Annotated in this window: 23 protein-coding genes and 1 tRNA gene; 12 read left to right on the forward strand and 12 right to left on the reverse strand. The window is 37.1% G+C overall.

Going from position 1 to position 22,338, the window contains the following annotated elements; genetic code table 11:
* Positions 1-14 precede the first annotated feature (14 nt).
* Together I6J03_RS06950 and I6J03_RS06955 are read left to right on the forward strand one after the other, a co-directional pair.
* Positions 15-818, forward strand: a complete 804-nt coding sequence (locus I6J03_RS06950; RefSeq protein ID WP_232279749.1) for a PorT family protein — start codon at positions 15-17, stop codon at positions 816-818.
* A gap of 68 nt (positions 819-886) precedes the next feature.
* On the forward strand, positions 887-1,927 hold the full coding sequence (locus I6J03_RS06955) for an ABC transporter ATP-binding protein (protein WP_003008721.1): 1,041 nt from the start codon (positions 887-889) through the stop codon (positions 1,925-1,927).
* Positions 1,928-2,309: 382 nt separating this feature from the next.
* On the opposite strand, the gene I6J03_RS22900 is transcribed toward I6J03_RS06955, so the two are convergent.
* The 5 genes from I6J03_RS22900 to I6J03_RS06980 all read right to left on the reverse strand — a co-directional run bounded on the left by I6J03_RS22900 (position 2,310) and on the right by I6J03_RS06980 (position 6,328).
* A complete protein-coding gene (locus I6J03_RS22900; protein WP_003008723.1) occupies positions 2,310-2,537 on the reverse strand; it encodes a PLDc N-terminal domain-containing protein in 228 nt (75 codons plus the stop codon).
* 13 nt (positions 2,538-2,550) lie between these two features.
* Entirely contained in the window at positions 2,551-3,252 is a 702-nt protein-coding gene (locus tag I6J03_RS06965; protein WP_003008725.1) for a hypothetical protein, read from the reverse strand.
* A 491-nt stretch (positions 3,253-3,743) separates the two neighbouring features.
* Positions 3,744-4,244 (reverse strand): TlpA family protein disulfide reductase, encoded by a 501-nt coding sequence (locus tag I6J03_RS06970; protein ID WP_003008727.1) that lies wholly within the window; start codon positions 4,242-4,244, stop codon positions 3,744-3,746.
* A gap of 1 nt (position 4,245) precedes the next feature.
* On the reverse strand, positions 4,246-5,112 hold the full coding sequence (locus I6J03_RS06975) for an alpha/beta hydrolase (protein ID WP_003008729.1): 867 nt from the start codon (positions 5,110-5,112) through the stop codon (positions 4,246-4,248).
* 4 nt (positions 5,113-5,116) lie between these two features.
* Positions 5,117-6,328: an alanine dehydrogenase gene (locus tag I6J03_RS06980; RefSeq protein ID WP_003008730.1), complete on the reverse strand. Its 1,212-nt coding sequence runs from the start codon at positions 6,326-6,328 to the stop codon at positions 5,117-5,119.
* Positions 6,329-6,486: 158 nt separating this feature from the next.
* Here I6J03_RS06980 and I6J03_RS06985 point away from each other — a divergent pair, with 158 nt between their 5' ends.
* From I6J03_RS06985 to ytxJ, 5 genes are all read left to right on the forward strand, one after another.
* Complete coding sequence (locus I6J03_RS06985; protein WP_003008732.1) at positions 6,487-8,403, forward strand: polysaccharide biosynthesis protein; 1,917 nt, start codon at positions 6,487-6,489, stop codon at positions 8,401-8,403.
* A gap of 88 nt (positions 8,404-8,491) precedes the next feature.
* Positions 8,492-9,172 carry a tetratricopeptide repeat protein gene (locus I6J03_RS06990; RefSeq protein WP_003008733.1) on the forward strand — a complete coding sequence of 227 codons (681 nt, stop codon included), beginning with the start codon at positions 8,492-8,494 and terminating at the stop codon, positions 9,170-9,172.
* Positions 9,173-9,243: 71 nt separating this feature from the next.
* Positions 9,244-9,735, forward strand: coding sequence for a 6,7-dimethyl-8-ribityllumazine synthase (gene ribH, locus I6J03_RS06995; RefSeq protein ID WP_002997708.1), 492 nt, complete (start codon positions 9,244-9,246; stop codon positions 9,733-9,735).
* Positions 9,736-9,963: 228 nt separating this feature from the next.
* Entirely contained in the window at positions 9,964-10,722 is a 759-nt protein-coding gene (locus I6J03_RS07000) for a hypothetical protein (protein ID WP_003008738.1), read from the forward strand.
* A gap of 13 nt (positions 10,723-10,735) precedes the next feature.
* Positions 10,736-11,068 (forward strand): bacillithiol system redox-active protein YtxJ, encoded by a 333-nt coding sequence (gene ytxJ, locus I6J03_RS07005; RefSeq protein ID WP_003008741.1) that lies wholly within the window; start codon positions 10,736-10,738, stop codon positions 11,066-11,068.
* Positions 11,069-11,100: 32 nt separating this feature from the next.
* Here the strand turns inward: ytxJ and I6J03_RS07010 are convergent, their stop codons facing one another.
* Positions 11,101-13,599, reverse strand: coding sequence for a family 20 glycosylhydrolase (locus I6J03_RS07010; protein WP_003008743.1), 2,499 nt, complete (start codon positions 13,597-13,599; stop codon positions 11,101-11,103).
* A 152-nt stretch (positions 13,600-13,751) separates the two neighbouring features.
* Between I6J03_RS07010 and I6J03_RS07015 the strand changes: the two genes are divergently transcribed.
* The 4 genes from I6J03_RS07015 to I6J03_RS07025 all read left to right on the forward strand — a co-directional run bounded on the left by I6J03_RS07015 (position 13,752) and on the right by I6J03_RS07025 (position 15,756).
* Positions 13,752-13,823 (forward strand) — tRNA-Glu (locus tag I6J03_RS07015).
* Between the two features lie 513 nt (positions 13,824-14,336).
* Positions 14,337-15,086, forward strand: coding sequence for a hypothetical protein (locus tag I6J03_RS07020; protein ID WP_232279750.1), 750 nt, complete (start codon positions 14,337-14,339; stop codon positions 15,084-15,086).
* A 176-nt stretch (positions 15,087-15,262) separates the two neighbouring features.
* The gene (locus I6J03_RS22905; protein ID WP_394356940.1) at positions 15,263-15,334 is read left to right on the forward strand and encodes a hypothetical protein; all 72 of its coding nucleotides are present in this window, start codon (positions 15,263-15,265) and stop codon (positions 15,332-15,334) included.
* Positions 15,335-15,420: 86 nt separating this feature from the next.
* On the forward strand, positions 15,421-15,756 hold the full coding sequence (locus tag I6J03_RS07025; protein WP_003008748.1) for a hypothetical protein: 336 nt from the start codon (positions 15,421-15,423) through the stop codon (positions 15,754-15,756).
* A 527-nt stretch (positions 15,757-16,283) separates the two neighbouring features.
* On the opposite strand, the gene I6J03_RS07030 is transcribed toward I6J03_RS07025, so the two are convergent.
* The 4 genes from I6J03_RS07030 to I6J03_RS07045 form a co-directional block, all read right to left on the reverse strand.
* The gene (locus I6J03_RS07030; protein WP_003008752.1) at positions 16,284-16,667 is read right to left on the reverse strand and encodes a hypothetical protein; all 384 of its coding nucleotides are present in this window, start codon (positions 16,665-16,667) and stop codon (positions 16,284-16,286) included.
* Between the two features lie 131 nt (positions 16,668-16,798).
* Positions 16,799-17,725 carry a 4Fe-4S binding protein gene (locus I6J03_RS07035; protein WP_003008754.1) on the reverse strand — a complete coding sequence of 309 codons (927 nt, stop codon included), beginning with the start codon at positions 17,723-17,725 and terminating at the stop codon, positions 16,799-16,801.
* Positions 17,726-17,730: 5 nt separating this feature from the next.
* Positions 17,731-18,267: a hypothetical protein gene (locus I6J03_RS07040; RefSeq protein WP_003008756.1), complete on the reverse strand. Its 537-nt coding sequence runs from the start codon at positions 18,265-18,267 to the stop codon at positions 17,731-17,733.
* Between the two features lie 97 nt (positions 18,268-18,364).
* Positions 18,365-19,003, reverse strand: a complete 639-nt coding sequence (locus I6J03_RS07045; RefSeq protein ID WP_003008758.1) for a Crp/Fnr family transcriptional regulator — start codon at positions 19,001-19,003, stop codon at positions 18,365-18,367.
* Positions 19,004-19,279: 276 nt separating this feature from the next.
* On the opposite strand from I6J03_RS07045, the gene I6J03_RS07050 reads away from it, so the two are divergent.
* Positions 19,280-19,465 carry a hypothetical protein gene (locus I6J03_RS07050; protein ID WP_003008760.1) on the forward strand — a complete coding sequence of 62 codons (186 nt, stop codon included), beginning with the start codon at positions 19,280-19,282 and terminating at the stop codon, positions 19,463-19,465.
* A 137-nt stretch (positions 19,466-19,602) separates the two neighbouring features.
* On the opposite strand, the gene I6J03_RS07055 is transcribed toward I6J03_RS07050, so the two are convergent.
* Both I6J03_RS07055 and I6J03_RS07060 read right to left on the reverse strand, forming a co-directional pair.
* Entirely contained in the window at positions 19,603-20,349 is a 747-nt protein-coding gene (locus I6J03_RS07055; RefSeq protein ID WP_003008762.1) for a LytR/AlgR family response regulator transcription factor, read from the reverse strand.
* A gap of 22 nt (positions 20,350-20,371) precedes the next feature.
* Positions 20,372-22,285, reverse strand: a complete 1,914-nt coding sequence (locus tag I6J03_RS07060) for a tetratricopeptide repeat-containing sensor histidine kinase (RefSeq protein WP_003008764.1) — start codon at positions 22,283-22,285, stop codon at positions 20,372-20,374.
* Positions 22,286-22,338 lie beyond the last annotated feature (53 nt).

Genomic DNA, 22,338 nt, shown 5'->3' on the forward strand with positions numbered 1-22,338 from the left:
AAATTATACAGCATATGAAACCAATCCATATATTAACCATTAGTTGCCTGCTTTTATTTTCAGGCATGCAGGCACATGCACAGGAAGCAGATTCCACAAAGACAGAAGAGGCACGCCCGTCAGCTAAAACACACAAGCATTCGTATACCTTAGGAAAAGGTGATAAAGAATCGCATATTGTATATCCCAGAACTTTTTACGGTATTACATTCGCACGTGTAGACTGGGGATTTTCCAGAATGATAGACAATGGCAGTTTTACGCTATCGGATGACAACCAGTTCCTGAACTATAAAAAAGGAAAGACAACTAATTTCGGATTTGATGTTGCCCAGTTCGGTGTGCGGATGAATGATAATTTCAGAATGTATATTTCTACAGGTTTTGAGTGGAATTACACACGACTCAAAGAAAACGTGATATTGAAAAAAAATACGACTCCTCTGGATTATGAAATACTGGATAGAAATGAGGTGAATATTGAAAAAAACAGACTAACATCTACTTATCTCCGTATTCCATTGACATTTGAGCTGAGAAGTAGAAAAATGGCTAACGGGGACAGACTTAAATTAGCATTTGGACCTATAGGAGGAGTATTATTGAAAGGATCTCAACGCCTGAAAAGTGAAGAAAACGGAAAACAAAAATTCCGTGATGATTACAATCTTCAATCCTTTCAGTATGGTGCTTTCGTAAGAGCCGGATTCCGGGACGTAGGCTTTTTCACTAAGTATTATTTCAATGATGTCTTTGAAAACAGTCCGAATCAGAAAGGTCTTAATAACTTCACATTTGGCTTAACCTTGTTCCTATAATTGATTACCCCATAAATAAAACGTAATTTTGTGTCGAATTTTAAATTAAAATTCGACACTTTTATTTTATGCAAGAGCTTTCATCCTGTCAATTTATTCCCTCAGACGTACAACAGCCCGGACTACCTTTGGTATATGGGGAAAATGTGTCCTGTGTTTTCGAGAACAAAGAAAAGATAATTGCTGTAGATCACGTCAACTTCAGTGTTAATGAAGGTGCGATCACTTCCATTATCGGGGAGTCGGGAAGCGGAAAAAGTACATTGCTTAAGCTGATCTACGGGCTACTGGAACCGCAGTCCGGATCTATACGTTACCGGGGATGGCTTGTACCCACACGAAAGGACAAATTAATACCGGGGCATCCGGCTATGAAATTGGTCTCGCAGGGTTTCGATGATCTTAATCTGTATGCTAAAGTATGGGATAATGTTGCTTCGCAACTTTCCAACACCAATCTTCAACGCAAGCAGGATAAAACACAGCAAGTGCTCGAAAAACTGAACATTGCACATCTTGCGAATCAGCGGGTAGCGGATCTTAGCGGTGGTGAAAAGCAAAGAGTAGCTATTTCGAGAGCCCTGATCAATGAACCGGAGGTGCTGTTAATGGATGAACCGTTCAATCAGGTAGATGCCGCTTTCAGAGATAATCTGCAGCAGGATATCAGGCAGATTGTAAAAGAGACAGGCCTTACCGTTATCCTGATTTCCCATGACCCTGCAGAAGTACTTTCGCTATCAGACAGACTGATGGTGATGAAAAAGGGTAAAATTGTTGATCAGGGAAGCCCTGAAGAATTATATTATAATCCCACACATTCGTATACAGCACAATTGCTGGCTAAGAGTAATCTTCTGTCTCCGGAACAGGCGAATGCAATAGGTATTCAGACGACACAGCAAATTGCCATCCATCAGGAATGGATCAAAGTCAAAAGCAATACTTCCGGTTTGCTGAAGGTTAAAGATATTCGCTTCAGAGGATTCTATAATGAACTCACTGTGGGCAATGAGCACGTATCTCTCCACCTGATTGATTATCCTATTTCCTCTATCGAAAAAGGAGCAGCGGTTGATATCTCCATTGACAAGTATATCAGCTTCTGATTATTTTGTTAATTCGAAAATAGTTTCATTGGCAAGTTTCTTCATGATTTCTGGTAATAACTATAAGAATGAATTTTACAGCATCTTTGTGAATTGCAGTTTCCCCTTTGTAACTATCTTTGATTGCATCGGATAATTTTTTACCGTTCAAGTTTGAAAAGGCAAATCTCAATAATGCGTTGAATCGCTTGCGGGTTTATTAGCGTTTTTGCGAAAATCCAACCACGACTTTGAAGCCTTCTACGAAAGAAACTGTATCAAAAGTCTATTTTACCAACTTGGTACCAAATAAAATTTTGAAGCTTTATTAGCCTACATGAAAAGAGAAAAAATTTAATTCTGATTTCAATCGTAATTTTCATTTATGATAAAGCCTCACTTTCTACTGCTGATAATTATTTTTTTTATTTACACCTGATAGAAAATAAGAAATAATATAAACTATTGGACCTAATATCGGGGCAATAAAAACAAAAAACATCCATAAAATCCTTGTGGCACCTTTTTCGTTATTTATGATGAGATAAAGAGCACTAATAAGAGTTGCTACAAATATTACGATTAATATCGTTGATTCTATAAAACCAATATTAATAAATAGAGTATTCATTTTTATATTTATTTTAGCAAGTTTTACAATAGAACGTTTGTGTGGCTACACATATGTATTTGTCAGTATAACAAGATACCTCTATAGGTGTTACAACAACACATCCTTCATAAAACCTAGTTTCACGTAATTCAGTTTTGAGAGATAATTCCGCAGATGAGGCGCTAAAACCGAATTTTATGGCATGGTTCATTCCACATCCTCGAGTAATGAACGGAATTCCAGCTTTTTTAAGGGTAGATTTTGATGTAATATTTTGAACTTCTTTATCAAATTGATTTAAAAATACTGAGTATGTTTTCTTTTCAATATTTTTCGAATTTTCCGATATTTCATTATAAAATAGAATCAGAGCTGCCGTTTTAGTGTCTATAAGTTTATCATCGTTACCATCTTTCATGAAACCACTATAGAGAGGTGTGCTCAAAAACAAATCACCATCAACTCGAAAAATTGAATAGTCATTATCTAAGATCAATTTACCATTACTTAATTCAATAGCAAAGTTTGAAAAATCCACTTTATTTCCATTTAACATTGAAGTGTGTGCAATTTTTGTGGTATATATAATTTTATTATCATATAATTCGGCATCAATCTGATATATACCTGCTTTTAAAGATTCTTGTAGCAGTGATATTTTGCTTCCAGACTTAAAAGAAATTTCGTTTGCAACTATATCTACAGAATTGTCTACATCCTTTTGGCAAGCCATAAAAAATAAACAAACTGCGACAAATTGAAGAGTTGTTTTTAATAAAAAATAGTCTTTTTCATAATTTAAAATCTATTAAGTTTATATAATTGGTTAAATATAAATATTTTTTTAAAAAGAATTAAATAATTTTAAATAAAATTAAACAAAATTAGTTATTCGATTTTTTTTACTAGAACACATTCCTATAACATAGCGTGCCTACACTGTACCCCTTTGCATTCACTCAATCAATAGCCTTTTTGGTACCGTATACAAACTCTGGAAATAGCCTTTTCTTCCACATTGTAAAAAGTCATTGAGAAGTAGTCTTTAAGTCCTTTCATTGCATATTTTTTTCTCATATAACTACAATTAAAATAGGTGTTTTATTTTTCCAGAAGCATTAGAGTAGAGCTCTTTGTTGCCTAAAAATTAATAATTTTTTTCTCCTCATAGGATTTAGGAGCATCGGTTGATATCTCCATTGACAAGTATATCAGCTTCTGATTTTATTTGGCTAATTCAGATTCCAGGACAGTCAGCAGATGTCTAAACTCATCTTCGGTATAGCCGATTGACTGATACACTACTTCTCCTTTTTTATTCAGGATAACATTACGCGGAATCCCTGTATCTGCATATTTGGAAAATATTTCTCTTTTCAGATCCGGAAAAACAGGAAACGTATATTGCTGTTTGCTCATAAAAGGGTTTATCTTATCCCAACCTTCTTCTCTGGCAAATACCAATAAGGAAAAATCCGCCCGGGATTTGTACTTAGCCCATATTTCGTTTTCGACTCTGGGCAATTCCTGTCTGCAAGGTGGGCACCAGGTAGCAAAAAAATTGATCAGAACAACTTTGCCTTTGAGCATACTTATGTCTTTCCGTTCTTCCTTTTTATCCTTCCATTCAAAAACGGGAGTTTGCTCTCCAATCTTTACTTTCCATTCCTGTCCGAATACAGGGACAGATATTGTCAATATCAATAATAGGACAAGTTGTTTCATGTTATTTTAATTTTTCCAGCCAGGTCAGACAAGGTGCCAACCACTTTACTTCACTTGTTTTGTTGTTCAGTCCGAATCCATGTCCACCATTTTCATAGGTAAACACTTCATTGGGAATCTTATATTTTTGTAATGCCCGCTGATAACGGTACATATTTTCAACTGGCACAGCTTTATCATCTTTTGCACTCATCAGAAAGGCTGGAGCTGTATTTTTATCAACCTGAAGTTCATTTGAAAATAAAATCTCATCTTCTTTCCCAGGATTTGGCCCAAGCAGATTTTTGCGGGAACCGGCATGTGTAATAGTGGTATCCATAGAGATCACAGGGTAACACAGAATCGAAAAATCCGGTCTGAGATCGGTATTCAGGTCATTGGCAATATATGCTTTTCTGTAATGCGTGGATAATGTAGAAGCTAAATGACCTCCTGCAGAAAAACCCATTACACCGAGTTTGCGAATGTCAACTCCCAATACTTGTTGGTTCTCCCGGATCAGCTGCATAGCGCGCTGTGCATCCTGCAGGGGCCCGATCTTCTTATCTTTCATAATCTGATCGCTGGGTAACCGATATTTTAACACAAAAGCTGTATAGCCGTTTTTATTTAATTCACGAGCCACATCATGCCCCTCATGCCCGATCGCTACATGGGCATATCCTCCTCCGGGTATAACTAATATTCCTACATGTTTATCTGCCACAGTAGGCTTATAGATAAATAATTCAGGAATATTTTTTTGATACTCTTCACTATTTTCTCCTTTACTGTTTGGAATTCCTTCCGGATAAAGGGGAATCTTTTCCTGGGCTACAGCACGCAAAGCAATCATCAATACAAGATTTATTACAATTAAGATTTTCATAGACTTACAGATTGGAAACAATAATAAGATCCAGATCTTTGGCAGGAAGATTAAATTTATTGGCCATATCCTTATTGGTCAGGTTGCCCTGATACAGATATATGGCACTGCGTATTCCCTGATTGGCCCAGATCATTTTGTTCATCCCTCCTGCTTCACCAATCTGAAGTAAGATCGGCGAAAAAATATTGGTAAGTGCATACGTAGCTGTACGGGCCACTCTGGAAGCGATATTGGGCACGCAATAATGAATCACATCATATTTACGAAAAACAGGTTTATCATGGCTGGTCACTTCTGAAGTTTCAAAACATCCTCCCTGATCGATACTCACATCAATCAGTACGGAATTGGGCTTCATTTGCGAAACGGTCTCTTCCGAGATTATACAGGGTGAGCGACCATTTACAGCCCTTAATGCGCCAATAACGACATCACAGGACCGTACCGCCTTATTCAATACGATGGGCTGGATGACTGAAGTAAATACTCTGCTGCCTACGTTATTCTGCAGTCGTCTGAGACGGTATACAGAACTGTCAAATACCTTGACCTGCGCCCCAAGCGCAATTGCTGTACGTGCTGCAAATTCACCTACAGTACCTGCTCCGATAATAACCATTTCTGTAGGCGGGACACCGGTAACTCCTCCAAGCATAAGTCCCTTTCCGTCAAATACATTACTAAGATACTCTGCGGCTATAAGTACGGCTGTAGCCCCTACAATCTCACTCATTGCACGAACCACTGTCAGATGACATCCTTCATCCTGCAGATACTCATAGGATAATGCTGTGACTTTCTTTTTGATCAGGGATTGTAATACAGCCAAATCCATCATAGATGGCTGCTGGGAGGAAAACAATACCTGCCCTGTTTTCATCAGACTGACCTCTTCTAAGGTCGGACTGGCAACTTTAATGATCAGATCGGCCTTATACACTTCCTCGCTGCTATACACGATCAATGCCCCCTGCTCACTATAATGCTGGTCTAAAAAATTAGATCCTGCACCGGCATTAGATTCTAAAATGACCTTATGTCCGTTCTCAATTAATAACGCAACAGACAGCGGAGTCAAGGCAATCCTGTTCTCCTGAAAGGACACTTCTTTCGGAATGCCGATTGTAAGACTGTTTTTTGATTTGCCAACAGTCATTAATGCCTCCTGAGGCTGCATCATTGCCTGTTGAGCGATTTTGGAAATACTACCCATTTATTCAAAAATTATCTGTCACTAATTTAGGTATTTATTAAGGTTTATTACAATAAATATGCTCGCTTTTAATAAGATGGTACAATATTAGCATATAAAATGTAATTTGGTTATTAAAAAAAGTAGATTTGTATAAATTTTTACCCACCCCCTAACACATGAAAATTTTAAATTCAGTCAATCAACTGAGCATTGTCCCTCGTTGGATAATTTTTCTTTTTGATATTGCCTGTGCTTCATTTGCCTTCTTTTTAGCCTATTCTGTCTTTTATAACTTCTCTTTGGAAGCATTTTACAGACCGGCGCTGGCAATGGAGTTTATGTATTGCATGTCTATAACGGCTGTTGCTTTTTTGATTTTCAAAACACATACGGGCATTATCCGCTACACAAGTGCTGTAGATTCCATAAGATTCTTATCGACAGTATTGTTTATTGTAATCGTACTGTTTGCAATCAAATTATTCCTGATTGCAATGCGTATACCAACGATATTACCGACTAATCTTATTATTCTGTATTCGTTATTCGCTTTTGTCTGCCTTTTCATCTACAGAACCTCTATAAAAGTATTTTTTCAATACACCAAAGTAGCACAGGACAGTAAAAAGAATACACTGGTATTCGGAGCGGGCGATTTGGGTATTGCTGTCAAAAGAACGATGGATCATGATCTGCGAGCTGCAAATACTATTATCGGCTATCTGGACGACAGTGATCAGAAAATCGGAAAATCAATCGATGGTATCAAAATTTATTCACCTGATGATTTGGACAAGCTGATCCCCAAACTAAATGTGGAAGAGCTTATCATTGCATCTCCCAATATACCTGCCACTCGCAAGAATGAGATTACAGATATCTGTCTGGAGCATAATGTCAATGTATTAACATTACCTCCTGTACAAAAAATTATTAACGGAGATCTTAATCCCAATCAGATTCAAAAAATAAAAATAGAAGACCTGCTGGAGCGTGATTCTATCAAGATATCCAACAATAATATTCTGGAGCAATTGAAAGGTAAACGTGTGCTGGTAACTGGAGCTGCCGGGTCTATAGGAAGCGAAATTTCAAAACAACTGGGAAAATACGATCCGCAAATGATTATCCTTTGCGATCAGGCCGAATCTCCTCTTCATAATTTGCAACTGGATCTTCAGGATCTCTATAAAAATCAGGTATATCACAGTTTTATAGCGGATGTGAAAAATTATGAACGTATGAAGAATCTGTTCGATACGTTCAAGCCACATGTTGTATATCACGCTGCCGCCTACAAGCATGTACCTATGATGGAAAACCATCCTATTGAGGGGGTACGAACGAATGTGTTGGGAACATTTAACCTGGCCAATCTTGCCGTAGATTTCGGAGTTGACAAATTCGTATTTGTATCGACTGACAAAGCGGTCAATCCGACTAATATCATGGGCGCAACGAAAAGAATCGCTGAAATATATGTACAATCCCTGAATAACCATCTGGAGAGATCAGAAAAGAAACATACCCGCTTTATTACGACCAGATTTGGGAATGTATTGGGATCCAATGGTTCCGTTATTCCAAGGTTTAAAGATCAGATCGAAAAAGGGGGACCTGTAACAGTGACCCACCCGGAGATTACCCGATACTTTATGACTATTCCGGAAGCCTGTCAGCTGGTTATTGAAGCCGGCAATATGGGTAACGGAGGTGAGATATTTGTATTCGACATGGGAAAATCTGTAAAAATTGTCGAATTGGCTGAAAAAATGATCAAATTATCCGGATTTGTACCAAATCAGGACATTGAAATCAAGTTTACAGGCCTGCGTCCGGGTGAAAAACTCTACGAAGAACTGCTGAATGATCTGGAAAACACAATGGCTACACATCATGAAAAGATTATGATCGCCAAGGTTCGCGAAAATGATTTTGCATTTGTACAAAGCGAGTTAGATACTCTTTTCACTATTATTAAGACACAAAACGAGACTAATATTGTCCGACAGATGAAGCAAATTGTACCGGAATTCAAGAGTCAGAACTCCATTTATGAGGCATTAGACAAAAAGGATATTCAGATTCAATAACTTAATCATCCTTAATAATTTAAATCTAAAACACTTGCAAATAATTTTTAAAAGTGTAATTTTGCGTTCCGAATTTTATTTTTTGAAAATGTCAAATAATCAAACCCGTGCAGCGGAATCTGCATATAAACCTCAAAAAGGTTCATTTTTCGTTGAAAACCAAAAAAGCCTTACTTTCATAATTGGAGGTATCCTTGTATTGGTAGTGTTATATTTTGGATATCAAAAACTTTATTTGGCTCCTCGTGCCGAAAAAGCTGCTAACCAGATCTTCAAAGCAGAAGAATATGCTGCTTCCACAGATGATTCGTTACAGAAAAGAGCAATTTCCGGAGACGGAGCTTATCCGGGATTCAAAGAAATTGCTGAAGAATATTCCAACACCAAATCTGCTAATATTGCAAATGCATACCTTGGAGGTCTGTATTTGAGAGAAGGCAAATTTGCTGAAGCGATCGAAGCGCTTGAAAAATATTCTGATACAGGCAGTGAGATCCTGGATCCACTTGTTGTTGGAATGTTAGGAGACGCCTATTCTGAACAAAAAGACTATAATAAAGCAGCTACTTTTTACAAAAAAGCGGCTGATAAAGCTGACAACTCATACACAGCTCCTTTATTCCTCAAAAAATTAGGACTGGTATATGAGCAGTTAAAAGAAAATAAAAAAGCTGAAGAAGCTTATACCAAGATCAAAAGCAGTTATCCTGAAAGCCAGGAAGCAGCGATGATCGAAGGTCTGATCGCTCGTGTAAAAGCTGAGCAATAACAGGCTTTAACTCTGGTACTAAAAATTTAAAGGCTGCTAATAGCAGCCTTTTTCATTATATTTGTATTTATATGGCAAGTAATCTTAAAAACTTATCCGATTTTTCTCATATACAGGTCGGTGACGCAAAGCAGTTTAAATTCGGGATCGTAGTATCTCAGTGGAATGCTCAGGTAACCGGTGCACTCTTAAACGGAGCCGTTGAAGGACTGTTGAAACACAATGCTTTGGAAAGCAATATTGAGATTGTAGAAGTACCCGGAAGCTATGAGCTGATCTCCGGTGCGGACATTTTATTGAGAAATAAAGATTTTGACGCCGTTATCTGCCTCGGATGTGTCATTCAGGGAGAAACCAGACATTTTGATTTTATCTGCGATGCTGTAGCCAATGGTGTGGCTAATGCCGCTTTGAAATATGGAAAACCAGTAATCTTTGGCGTATTGACCACAGATAATCTGCAGCAAGCTCTGGATCGTGCCGGTGGAATTCATGGGAATAAAGGAGAAGAAGCAGCGATTACTGCTATCCAAATGGCACATATCAGTGCAAAGTATGCATAGTGAATTAAAAGATCAGAAACGATGAAACGTTACTTTATTTTAGCAGTTGGAATTCTGTTTATCGGATCCACTATCCTGTCTTCCTGTTCATCGACACAGCAATGTGCCGCATATAGTTCTTACCCTAAGAAAAAGCACAGAACGAGATAACCGCATTACGGTGGTTACACAGATGTGTTATTAATTGTTACATTGATTGATAACACATACACTCAATTTGAATATAATATGAAAGCATTCAGAATATTATTATACTTCACCCTTCTTTTATCATCTTCTTTATTTTCCAAACTCAGCTACGGACAGGATACTACTCCTACTGTAAACAAGCTGTGGGAAGGAATCGGAGGAAAAAGCAAATGGGATGAAACTCATTTTATTTTATTTTCAGCAGCAGGTAATAACACCTCTACATTTATTGAAAATCCACGCAAATTTCTGATCAACAGACAGAACGGCGACTGCAGATTTGAAGGAGCGACCTCTTCAGGAGACGAGATTACACTTTTATTTAACTACAGAACCAATAAGATACGTAAGCTGTATGTCAATGAAGTAGAGCAGACAAATCTGGATAATTTTTCAGCTAAAAATTACCCGCTCATCGTCAGACAGTTTAAACAGGATGTATCATTGCTATTTCTGCCTACCGTTTTAGGGAGCAAGCAATTCAAAACAGGAGATGCTCAACAAAAGATCGTGGATGCAGAGAAGTTAACCGTGGTAACTGTCAACTCGACAACAGATCTTAATGTAAAACTAAATGGCAAACTTTTCTTTAATTCTGAAAGTGGTAAAATTCGTCGTTGGGAACTCAATGCAGAAGATGACAGCGTACAATATCTGATAGACAATTTTAAGGATATAGGTGACGGACTGATTCTTCCTACGACTTTCAAATCACTCACCGACAACAGCAAAAGTGTTATATTCAGCACAGTAGCTGCTTTTGTTGATATGGAATTAACAAAGTTTACAACTCTTTAGCTTTTTTTGTAATATGAACTGGAAAAACATAACATCAGTAACCCAATTGGACGAAATCATAGCAGATAACCAGATCCATGCGATATTCAAACACAGTACACGATGCCCGGTAAGCAGCATGGCTAAAAGATCGCTGGAATTCAATGAAGATTTACTGCCGGAAGGTGCGAGCATTTTTTATCTGGATCTGATTGCACACCGTGATGTATCTAATGCCATTGCCGAGAAATGGAACATCAGACATGAGTCTCCGCAGGTACTGGTCATAAAAGGAACTGAAGCCCTATATAATGCCTCACATGAAGATATTGATATGGCAGATATCGCTAAATTCTTTACCTCATAAAATAGGGCTCTTTTAACAAGAGCCCTTTTCATTTAGTAAGTAAACCTGATTACTTTTCCTTCCCTTCCTGTAGAGCTAAAAGCTCGTAAGGAATATGTTTTCCCCTTCTCCAGTTTAAGCATTCCATTCTCCACTGTAGCAGCCGTTTTTGTCGGTACTGTACCATCTGTGGTATAACGAACACTTCCTGTAGGGTATTCTGTATTTATCAATGCGTTATTATTCTCGATCCTGACACCGACTGCCGGCATACGATACTGGTACCCTCCGTTTAGTTTATCCAGTTTGGGTAATTCTACAGCACCCAGCTTTTTTGAGAATGCAGCATAATCCTTGTCAAAATCCCTGACATCATACGTATCTGTCACTTCCCATTTCTTTTCCGGAGACCATGCTCTTTCTGCTACTGCCATAAAACGCGGAAAAATCAGGTATTCCAAATGCGCAGGACTTTCTACTGTCTCCGCCCAAAGAGCTCCCTTTACACCCAGGAAATTCTTTCTGCCTGCAGCAGTCAGTCTTTCCTTCGGTTTAAAATATGCAGCTCCTTTTGCTTTTCCCTTTGCGATCTCCAATACATTTAAAAAGAAGTTTTCAGGTGCAAATGAATAGGCTTCTCTCAGGTTGATATAAGCAGCCCAGTTCAGTCCCGGTTCTTCAAATAACGGTGTCCAGGCCATATCCAGATAGAAGTTACTCGCGCTGGCAAATATAACTTTATAACCTGCATTGGCTAATTTATACGCCAGATCTTCCTGTCCTCCGCCAATAAGATTATTCCAGACGTCTACCTGAATACGCTGATCTGCCAATTTAGGATTGACAACCATTCCCTTTCCTTCATTATGCATTCCCATTTCTTCCCAGCCTTCCATGATCAATCCCTTTTCATGAACCAGATTATTGATCTTGCTGACGTAATATGGCCAGACCTGATTGACAGATTTAATCCCTTCCCGACTCATTAATTCCGCAATTTTCGGAGATTTCTCCCAAACACCTACAGGTACTTCATCTCCTCCGAGATGAATAGTCTTTAATTCTACTCCGGCAGCCTTATGCATCACTTTGAGTTCATCTACTACTTTTGCAATAAAAGTATAGGTCGATGGCAAAGCCGGATTCATTACATTATCGTTCCAGTTTTGGGCAGAATTGTATTCGGATTTATCCTGTAAATCATACAACAGGTATTTTTCTGCTTCAGCCTGATTACCTTGCTTCATGTATTTTTCATAGCGTGCCTGCATGGACTTGATCGCAGCACGCGCATGGCCCGGAGTTTCGATTTCCGGAACCACGGTAATATGTCTGGCCTTTGCATACCGAAGGATTTCAATGTAATCTTTTGTCGTATAATATTGTCTTCCTTTACCGGCTGCTCCTGATCGGTATGCAGGTTGTAAAGAGAGGCCATCCGCAAAGGATGCCGATCGCTGACTTCCTACCTCAGTAAGTTCGGGTAGTCCAGGAATTTCAATTCGCCAGGCTTCATCTTCCGTAAAGTGAAAATGAAAAACATTCAGTTTATACATAGCCATAGCATCCAGCATCTTCAACACCATTTGCTTATCCTGAAAATTACGGGATACATCCATCATAAATCCGCGATACTTAAAGCGGGGTTTATCCTTTACCTGAAGATGTGCTAACGTAATGTCCGCATTATTCGAGACCGGTGGAAGTATAGATTTCAGTGACTGCAATCCATAGAATGCTCCTGCTGCAGATGAGGCACGGATCAGGATGCCACTGCCATCAACAGTCAATGTATATTCTTCTTCCTCCATCCCCTCTGCTCTCTCCAAACGGACAGCAGCATCATTTCCTGAAGATAGTGAAGACTTGTAGCCCAGATTTTTCAAATCGTTAACAAAAAGGTTACTTTCTGTCCGGAAAGAAAGATCGGCCTTAACAGTCAGCTTTGAAGGCAAGGCAAATGTTTTATCGGCACTTTTGGTTAAAGATAATGGAGTCGGTAAGATCAGTTGCCCTTGTTGGGTATTGCCCTTTGTATTGAACTCATATTGCTTACCTAATATCTCCAACACCTCAGTGTTTGTACGCTTAGGTGCTAATACGGCATATTGAGGGACATCATATATTTTGCCCTTCTGATTAATGAAATATAATCCTCCCGGAGCCTTACTTGTGTTACGTAAAGGAGCAATGGCATCGAAGGATACTATTAAAGAGTCATTCGGATTTATTTCCTGATAGGAGGACTGAAGAAACTGTAAAGCATAAAGATCCCCGTTGCGGTGCTCTATCCTGTAATTGGTATTTCCTTTGTCTTCTTTTACCAAAAACAAATAATTGAACATTAATGTCCAATCCTTAAGATTCACCGGTTTCTTGCTTACATTCTTAACTATAAACATGGATCTGGACGATTCATCAACAGACTTTGTATCATCAATCTTCCAATTCACTTGCAAGGCTTTATTTAAAGCAATGTCCTGCGCCTGTGCCTGATAGGAACATCCCATCAATATAGTTACGGCCAGACTTGCCCAATTTCTATTTCTCATATTTCTATATCGCTATGATCATTGATTTTTAACGCATTAAAATACACAAAATTGATTAAAGAGGTTATAATTAAAAAAAATAGTAAGATATTTTCAATTTTATTTGGGATAATAAAATGATGTTTCTATATTTGCACACCGAAACACAAAAAGGCCCGTTCGTCTAGGGGTTAGGACGCAAGATTTTCATTCTTGAAACAGGGGTTCGATTCCCCTACGGGCTACAGAAAAAGCATCAATCATATCAGATTGGTGCTTTTTTCATTTAAAATCACTTTTTTATCTAAACCTCCGATTATTCTGAACAAAATATAAAGGCTGACAGTTTATTTCACTTTAATCTTTGACTGCTTAAAGCTAAATGGTTATCTAAGGAGCCTGATTGTGGAGTTTTTGCGGATATTAAACCAACTACGACGAATTTTAAAAGATCTTCCTGAAAGTGATAAATACCCGTTTACTTTGTATTCTGGCAATGTGATCAGTAAGATTGTAATACGAAAAATATGATAAGAATAGTTATAGTGCTTTTATTGACAGTGTGCTCTGGTTATGGATATGCGCAGGAGATAAAAGATAGTGTATTGTCAACCGCAAACCGGATTAGTTACCTTTCGGAAAAAGTACACAGATTTAACAAAGAACCATTGTATCAGCTTGAGGTAGAAAGTTTGTTTAGCTTCAGTATTCTGATAAATGGCTGTCCTGTTTATTCCAATTTTGACAAAATCTCCGGAATGGTAAGACTGGATATCAATCCGTATATTCTTAAAAGTGGGAAGCAGCTCATTACTCTTGAGCTTTATCCAGGTTACGATCATCAAAACGTGCGCAAACCGTATCTTGAAAACGGAAGTAAATTTATCCTTAAAATAGAAAAAACAGGTTGGGGAAAAGATGGTCACCAAAACATATCAAAAGAAATTTTGTCGTACAAAACTGCTGATGAAACGACTGATCTGACGAAATTGCAAACCTATAAAAGAGACATCAGTTTTAATGCCTCTGTTCCCTATCGGCTTGAGGGATGGAAAAATGGAAAAGATTTAACTCAATTGGATAGAAAACAACTAGAACAGCAGGTTCTCCATTTTTATAAACAGATCATATCAGCGTTTGAAAGAAATGATTACGATGCTTTAAATTCGCATTTTTTGAAGGCTGATGCGGAGTGGTATCAGTCTATGTACTTTTCCGAAGATATCATCACAAGATTCCAAACAACAAAAGGTAGAAAAGCGAAGTCTGTGATGACAATGTTATCAGGCTCACAACAAAATTCAAGGACATTTTTTCCGCTTGAAAATTATATCTTAAGATTTTACGGAGACGGAAGAATGGTTCGGTTGGAACCGAGAGAGGGAATCAATAAGGGCGAGTCTTTGCTGGGGTACGAAGATGATAAAAATGGTATGAGTAGAAGAACATTTGTAGACATGTTGTTATATATTCCTAAAGGAGAGACTGCCCTAAAAATTGTAAGATAAATGGTTTTTTAAAGATTTTACCTGAGATTGTTTTTTAATTTCTATTCATTTCAACTACAGTTATACGTAAATGGGCATATCTTAATAAAGAAAGAACTGATTGTCACTACCGAAGACGATGTGGCAAAATTTTACGAAACGGCAATGGAGCAGCAGGTACACGTGTCAGAAATGCGATGCATCAGGTAAAAGGGCTCGCGCAGAAAATCCGTAACGAGGTTACCTCAAAGAAAAACTCCGTTAAATAACCATTGCACAAGTATAATTCCTAAACCCTATAAGAAAACTTGTCGCTTTTTTAAAAAAACTGTTATCTTTATAAAAATATAAAAGAATGAAAATTAACGAGTTACAGCATTATCCTCGTTTTGTTTTTAACTGTTCTGACGGTAGATGTTATTCAACCGCAGACCTAGATGGATTAATGTATATAAAAAGAGAGAACCTCGATGCTCCAGTTAATGCGTTTAATACCGGGGAAACGGTTTCAATAGTATGGGATACTGAACCTAACCCCATAAAATATGTGATTAAGAAAATTGACATTAGAGATATAAGATACGACACCAATGAAAACCTATATGGGATTTATGAAGATGACTGTACAGGAGTTTATGGCAAAGAAAAGTTTCATCTTTTATCCATTTTCATTTTTCTTGAAGCAATTTGACAACCTTCGAATCACATATCTATTTTTGTGATGCGGAAACCGTTGTCCTAACTATTTTTCCATAACAAATCGCGCAAAACCTAAGGCAAGCTTTAGTTTATCCTTACCAAAATTAAGTCTCCCAAGTGTTTTATCGCCTACTGAGGTAATGAGTTCGTTTGGAAACTTATCTAAATATTCCCGCAAAATAGCGCAGATGTATAAATTAGTACTAAACCATCGGCTCCCAAAATCGGGAGTAACATTCTCCGCTTCTACATACCAAGGCAATCTTTCTAATCATGGATATTCTAAAATATCATCTTCCGTACATTTCTGAGGAAAAGAGCTGGCTTTATAGACAGACAATATCTTCCCTGAGCCAACATCATAAGCGATTAGTATATCGTTTGGTTTTATGCCATTTGGACGTTGTTTTGAAAAATATTACTTGACTGGGCTATTTTCGTAGAATATTGCTTTGCCATTCAATAGAAAACAAAACTTTCAAAAGAAGCTTGTTACTATAGCTATGGATACTATATATCTTAAAAATCTTGCCATCTACCATCAGGATGGTATGAAACTCTTGTAGGTTCAATTTCCTCCCAATCCAAGTATTCAAAATCTTTACTTGAAGCATAATAATACCCCCATCTCCAAAAACATAAAGGATTGATTTTATATAACCTATATAATTTTTTATTTTCTGCCAATGGTTTTTCTTGTTCAACATACCGCTGAATCATCCGCGGATTAAAATAACCGTCCTTAAAGTCAAAACCTTGCACACGGGTATAAGCTCCATTACGATTAGAATATCTAAAAGTATTTCCATCAATTGTTTTAAGCACCAATTTGTCAACAAATGGCAGATTACTAAAAATAATAATTACCATAAATACTAAGAGCGATCTTTTGATATATTTCATTTCTTTATTTTTACAATTAAGTATAAATTTTAGGCATAATATAAATTAGTTATCATCACTACATTAATAGATAGCAAAACAAATAATATTTGCTATATGGAAAGCATCTGCATTTCGGTTTTATATAAATACTAATTACAAGAATTGCTAAAGGGAAGATAGAACTTTGACTTTGAAATTTTTGTATTACCATTTTGTCTTAATTGGTCTAAGTTGCTATACAAGCCAGCTGGTGTAGTAAAACCTATATTGCTATTTAGCACATTTAGCTTTTCTCCATTTTGCATAGCCGCATTAAATACCTCAATTGCATAATCAGTACAATTAAAATCATTCAAATCATATGGTTTATTACTATTTACGATAGCACTGAATTTTGCATTATTAAAACTCTGCTCATTTACTATCATCGTATATCGGATATCACTACGCCTAAGATCATTTGATGATTCTTCACCAATTCCACTTGCAACTGCATTTTTAGTTGGCGTCACCCAAGTATCTTCCTTCGGATAAAAGCCAAATGACAACCTATGCACATTAGCATTGTTACTCTTTTCCATTGTGATATATGCATGGCCAGGGTCACCTTGCCAGTATTCTTGTGTTGGATATCCTTCATGTGCAGAATGTACATGTATTGTAATTTTATAAACAGTATTATTATTGGAAGGGACTTTATCAAAGCAATCAAGATCCTTCTCGAGATTAATAGGATTAGTAGGTCCTAAAGCGTTGAAATTACTCCCAGATGCATTACCGCCACCACTTCCTCCGTTATCTGTACCTCCTGGCGTAGAACTTCCACCACCTCCCGGAACATCTACATCTATAGCTTGATTTGGACAAACTTCAGCACAGAGGCCACATATAATACACGTACCAAGATCTACAAAGAGTGTTTGGGAATTGAAGTAACCATTAACATACCCTTCAACCAATGAAAGGGACATCATAGGGCATGCAGGAAGACAGTAACCCAAACCATCACATGCCTCTTGGTTTAAACTTATATTATCTAGAAGATAGTCGGGATTAGATGTTCCATAAGGACTCATAACTTTTAAATATTAATTTTGTGAAGATTTATTTTATTAGCAAAGAGACTATCCTTCTGAATACAATTCAAGATACATTTTTGCTTTCTGGACTTTAAAAGAGGCGCAGGATTTGAATAGTTTATGCGAACAATATCTTCCGCAATAAATTCAAGAGTATTGGAGTATTTTGTATTCCGAAGCTTATCTACATTGATAGCTTTTCTTTGAACTAAGACCCCGACTATATAAGTCCCTATGTCTCTTCTTCTAGTAATATGTTCAGATCTTGAATAACTTTTATAGAGCTTAGAATCTAATTGTATTCTAAATCTTTGCCTACTAATTTTTCTTCCAAATTCAATCTCTTTCTGTTCTTGAGTAATATAAATGATCCTTTCGGCTCCTAATCTTTCCCTGAGAACATCAAGATTTTCTGATTTATTAGCCGAATTGTCTGATGGCCTAACATTTTCATCTTTAATACAAGATACCATGTGAATACCCAATCCTAAATAAAGATTAAATATCAATGTCTTTTTAACAAAACTCCTTCTTTTCATACTTAAAATATTAACATATGCGCACACAAAACTACACAGAAGAAAATATACTTTTTTTGACAAAAAGCAAAAAGAAAATTTTTTATTATCTAAACAATCATCTTCTCCGTCTGATACGGCTAAGTGTAGAGTTGGTAATACCCAAATAAGAAGCAATATATCCTAAAGGGACTCTGTTGATAATATCAGGTCGCTTCTTTAGTAAATCCAGATAGCGTTCTGAAGCGTTTAGAATTCGAAAAGCATTAGTTTTTTCTTCACTTCGAATATAATACTGTTCGGTCAGAATACGACCTATGAAATTAAATTCAATAAATTCTGTATACATTTTTGTTAGTGTAGTATGACTCAAACTAAGCAAAATACTATCTTCGATTGTTTCCATTGCCTCCAAGCCTATTTTCTGGCTAAAAAAACTTAAGACAGAAACGGCTAAATCATTCTCAAATAATAACCAAGAAGTGATATCGGAACCTTCTTTATCTATAAAATATGTCCTGATTCCTCCACGTACTATAAAATATATATTTTTATGGACTTCGTTAAAATTAGTAAGAATATGTTTCTTTTTACAGTAAATAAGTTTACTGTTTTCTCGGATGGACTCTTTCAATCCTAAACTGAGTGGGTGAATATTACCAAATATTTCAAGTATAGCCTTATGGGCAATCTGTCGATCCTTCTCTTGACATGCATCAGTCTCATAATTAAAGGAGGAATTCCACTGTTTTACCATCTTACATTCTGTTAATTCTTACACAAGATATGTATCTTATACGTTTTAGACAAGCTATCACTTACAATAAAGGATGCACAACAATTAACATTTGCTGACGGAGAATTCGATTTTATTTTCACGCAGCTTATGACCTAGACAATTCCCAATCTGCAGAAGTGTTATCAGGAGGCATTCCGTCTGTTGAGACCGTGAAGTGTATTCCTAAACTTTGATGGTGACTTTGATCAAACTGTTTTTACACAGGATGGACAAGAAAGATACCCTGCAAGCATTATGAATGAAGCAAACACAATCAAATTCAAGTTCGATATAAATTATCCTAAAAAAGATATAGAGCTGTTGCAAAAAGCAGACTTTAGCACTATACGTACAGTCTGGAAAACCCAGCAATATTTAAAGACCGGAAAAGATGATGCCGACTCTACGCTTTTTATATACACGCAATCAAAAGTTCAATAATTCTAAATTATCAACGGAAATTATGACCATATACCAGATAAAACTCTAATATCCACACAAAAACTATCCCCTACGATGGATTATTACAAACCGGAAATGCGAACCATACGCTTAATATCTATACTACAGATATCATTTTACAGGATATTCTCCAGATATTTCAGTACTTCTTCCTTTTTACGGCTAGACACTGGTATCTGTTGATTATTTTGCATCTGCAAAAATCCTTCTCTGTAATATTTGATCACATAGTGAAAATTGACCAGATAGGACTGGTGACAACGGAGAAATCCAAAAGGCACCAATATTCCTTCATACTCAATCAGTCCTTTTGAGACCAGGATTTCGCGCTTATCCTTCAGGAAAAAAGTGGTATATCCTTTATCACTTTTGCAATACATAATATCTTCAATAGGCACGACTTCAATATATTCCACACTTTTTAGTGCAATACGTTTTGTACTCGCTACGCCCTGATTTGTATAATGATGCCGTGCAATTTCCAGTTGCTGCCGATCGAAATGTTCCTGAGTACGGTGATGATAACATCTATCCAGAATTTCTTCCAGAGCCGTCTCATCTATAGGTTTGAGCAGATAACCAAAGGCACCCATATTAAGCGCCTGTATAGCATACTGATCATAAGCGGTCAGGAACACCACCTGAAAATTTTCATTGCCAATTTCATCAAACAACTGAAAGCTGTCTCCGTCCTTCAGGCGGATATCCGCCAGAATGAGGTCAGGTTTCAGTTCAGGTATCTCTTTGGCAGCTTTGGAAACTTCCGCAGAAGTTCCTACTACCTGTACATAGGAGATGTTCCGAACAACTTTTAAAAGATGTTGCAGAATTCGTGTTTCGTCTTCAAGAATATAAAGTTTCATATATTTTTAGTTTTTGTTCAGGTTAATCTTTCATTTCAGGAATCACAATATGTACTACTACTCCATTTTCTCCAAATTGTTTTTTATCCTGTGTTTCAAATTTTGCTTCCTCTCCTTTGGATTTAAAGAGTACTTCTAATCTTTCTTTAAGTATAATGCTCGCAAGAGACTGTTTCTTATGCTCGCTTTTACCTTTTTCAGTAAATCCGGTACCGTTATCATCCACACTAATCTGCATCTGCTGGTCTCTGACACTAAAAGATAACTTTAACAAGCCTTTGTACGGAATATTTCTGAAACCATGTTCTATTGCATTTTCAACAAACGGCTGGATCAGCATGGGCGGAATAAATGTATTTTCTGCAGAAGTATCCTCATCAACACTGATCTCGTAGTCGAAAAGCCCGACAAATCTCATTTGCTGCAGTTCAAGATAATTCCGAAGCGATGTGATTTCCTCTTCCAGACTAATGAAGTCTTGTCTGTTTTGTTCCAGTACATTGCGGAGCAATCTTGAAAAAGCCGTCAGGTAACGTACTGATTCCTTGCTGTCTCCGGTCGCAATAAGACTCTGCAAATTTGCAATGGCATTGAAAATAAAATGAGGATTGAGCTGTACCTGAAGTAACTTCTGTTCAATATTCAATCGCTGATTTTCTGATTGCAGGAGTTTGTTCTTTTCTTTCAGGCGATACTGACGCTGGATGATATACAGGAATGACAATATACCAATGAATACAAGGGAAGCCAGTATGAGTGTCCATCTTTGCTGCTGAATGATCTTTTCATTCAGTACATTCCGGTTACTGAGTTCGGCGATATTACGGTCCTTTTTCTCCGCTTCATACTTTTCATGTATTTCTGCAACTTTTACAGCATCAATCTCTTTCAGATTACTCAATTCCAGATCATAAGCCTGTTCAGCGACTCCCAATGCCTCCACATAAGCTCCCACCATCTTATATGCATTGATCAGCCCGCGGTAATAAACCGGCTTTTGTTTTCCGGAAGGGTTCTTTTTAGCAAAAGAAATAGCTTCTTTATAATAATAAATTGCCGAATCCGGTTGTCTGTTATGTATAAAACTGGTAGCCAGATTATTATAAGCAATATCATTCAGATTATTGGTCTTCTTCAGGTAATTAAAATAAGTCCGGCTACTGGCCAGTGCTTTATCGTATTTCATCTGGCGTACATATACCTGGGCTTCATTGTCATATGTACGGGCTATAGCAAGACTATCGTGTATACTTTTTGCGAGCTTGCGGGCCTTGTCATTATACAGCTTCATTTTTTCGTAATCTCCCAAGCCGGAGGCCAGCAGAAATGAAATATCATAATAGCGCTGTTCAATTACAGGATGTGATTTATACGGATGCTTTTCATAATAACGTTCCGCATAACCCAAGGATTCCTTTTCATTATCATTCTGAAAATAAGCCTTGGCTAACAGATCATAAAAACGGTATATAAAACGACTGTGTTGACGCTCCGAGGCTTCCAGTACATTAAGGATCTTCTTCATAACAGATGCACTCACAGTCACACCATTATTGATTGTATAATCCAGAATATTGACTTTTTTCAATAATTCAATATCATCATCTGTACTTTTCCCGGTCATCTTCTCATATTCCATCAATGCACTGTCCCGCAGCTTATCCTGCATATACATTCTCGCCTTGAAATAATGGTAGAACGGATTATTCGCCGTATCTGCACTGTGATTCAGCAGGTCGTATTCACGCTTAACCACTTTTTTATATTCTAGTGAGGATAATGTATCCATCGCAATAATCAGAGACAGATAATCTTTTTGAGGAATAGCATTCGCTATTACCTTTTCATCCTGCCTACTTTCTTCTTTTTGCCTGCAAGAAAAGACAAACAGTAAAGATAAAATCAGAAAAATAAAATATGCTTTTCTTGCAATCATAAGTAATACGTTATAACTAAGCTAAAAACAACTGTATTCAGATTATTTAGCTT

Source organism: Sphingobacterium spiritivorum (genome assembly GCF_016724845.1).
In the GTDB taxonomy this organism is placed as follows: Bacteria; Bacteroidota; Bacteroidia; order Sphingobacteriales; family Sphingobacteriaceae; genus Sphingobacterium; species Sphingobacterium spiritivorum_A.

What these genes read in the sequence shown, in the direction of transcription:
- I6J03_RS06950 (WP_232279749.1), top strand. Translation starts at nt 15, where the DNA reads ATGAAACCAATCCATATATTAACCATTAGTTGCCTGCTTTTATTTTCA.
- I6J03_RS06955 (WP_003008721.1), top strand. Translation starts at nt 887, where the DNA reads ATGCAAGAGCTTTCATCCTGTCAATTTATTCCCTCAGACGTACAACAG.
- I6J03_RS22900 (WP_003008723.1), bottom strand. Translation starts at nt 2,537, where the DNA reads ATGAATACTCTATTTATTAATATTGGTTTTATAGAATCAACGATATTA.
- I6J03_RS06965 (WP_003008725.1), bottom strand. Translation starts at nt 3,252, where the DNA reads ATGGCTTGCCAAAAGGATGTAGACAATTCTGTAGATATAGTTGCAAAC.
- I6J03_RS06970 (WP_003008727.1), bottom strand. Translation starts at nt 4,244, where the DNA reads ATGAAACAACTTGTCCTATTATTGATATTGACAATATCTGTCCCTGTA.
- I6J03_RS06975 (WP_003008729.1), bottom strand. Translation starts at nt 5,112, where the DNA reads ATGAAAATCTTAATTGTAATAAATCTTGTATTGATGATTGCTTTGCGT.
- I6J03_RS06980 (WP_003008730.1), bottom strand. Translation starts at nt 6,328, where the DNA reads ATGGGTAGTATTTCCAAAATCGCTCAACAGGCAATGATGCAGCCTCAG.
- I6J03_RS06985 (WP_003008732.1), top strand. Translation starts at nt 6,487, where the DNA reads ATGAAAATTTTAAATTCAGTCAATCAACTGAGCATTGTCCCTCGTTGG.
- I6J03_RS06990 (WP_003008733.1), top strand. Translation starts at nt 8,492, where the DNA reads ATGTCAAATAATCAAACCCGTGCAGCGGAATCTGCATATAAACCTCAA.
- ribH (WP_002997708.1), top strand. Translation starts at nt 9,244, where the DNA reads ATGGCAAGTAATCTTAAAAACTTATCCGATTTTTCTCATATACAGGTC.
- I6J03_RS07000 (WP_003008738.1), top strand. Translation starts at nt 9,964, where the DNA reads ATGAAAGCATTCAGAATATTATTATACTTCACCCTTCTTTTATCATCT.
- ytxJ (WP_003008741.1), top strand. Translation starts at nt 10,736, where the DNA reads ATGAACTGGAAAAACATAACATCAGTAACCCAATTGGACGAAATCATA.
- I6J03_RS07010 (WP_003008743.1), bottom strand. Translation starts at nt 13,599, where the DNA reads ATGAGAAATAGAAATTGGGCAAGTCTGGCCGTAACTATATTGATGGGA.
- I6J03_RS07020 (WP_232279750.1), top strand. Translation starts at nt 14,337, where the DNA reads ATGGTAAGACTGGATATCAATCCGTATATTCTTAAAAGTGGGAAGCAG.
- I6J03_RS07025 (WP_003008748.1), top strand. Translation starts at nt 15,421, where the DNA reads ATGAAAATTAACGAGTTACAGCATTATCCTCGTTTTGTTTTTAACTGT.
- I6J03_RS07030 (WP_003008752.1), bottom strand. Translation starts at nt 16,667, where the DNA reads ATGAAATATATCAAAAGATCGCTCTTAGTATTTATGGTAATTATTATT.
- I6J03_RS07035 (WP_003008754.1), bottom strand. Translation starts at nt 17,725, where the DNA reads ATGAGTCCTTATGGAACATCTAATCCCGACTATCTTCTAGATAATATA.
- I6J03_RS07040 (WP_003008756.1), bottom strand. Translation starts at nt 18,267, where the DNA reads ATGAAAAGAAGGAGTTTTGTTAAAAAGACATTGATATTTAATCTTTAT.
- I6J03_RS07045 (WP_003008758.1), bottom strand. Translation starts at nt 19,003, where the DNA reads ATGGTAAAACAGTGGAATTCCTCCTTTAATTATGAGACTGATGCATGT.
- I6J03_RS07050 (WP_003008760.1), top strand. Translation starts at nt 19,280, where the DNA reads ATGAATGAAGCAAACACAATCAAATTCAAGTTCGATATAAATTATCCT.
- I6J03_RS07055 (WP_003008762.1), bottom strand. Translation starts at nt 20,349, where the DNA reads ATGAAACTTTATATTCTTGAAGACGAAACACGAATTCTGCAACATCTT.
- I6J03_RS07060 (WP_003008764.1), bottom strand. Translation starts at nt 22,285, where the DNA reads ATGATTGCAAGAAAAGCATATTTTATTTTTCTGATTTTATCTTTACTG.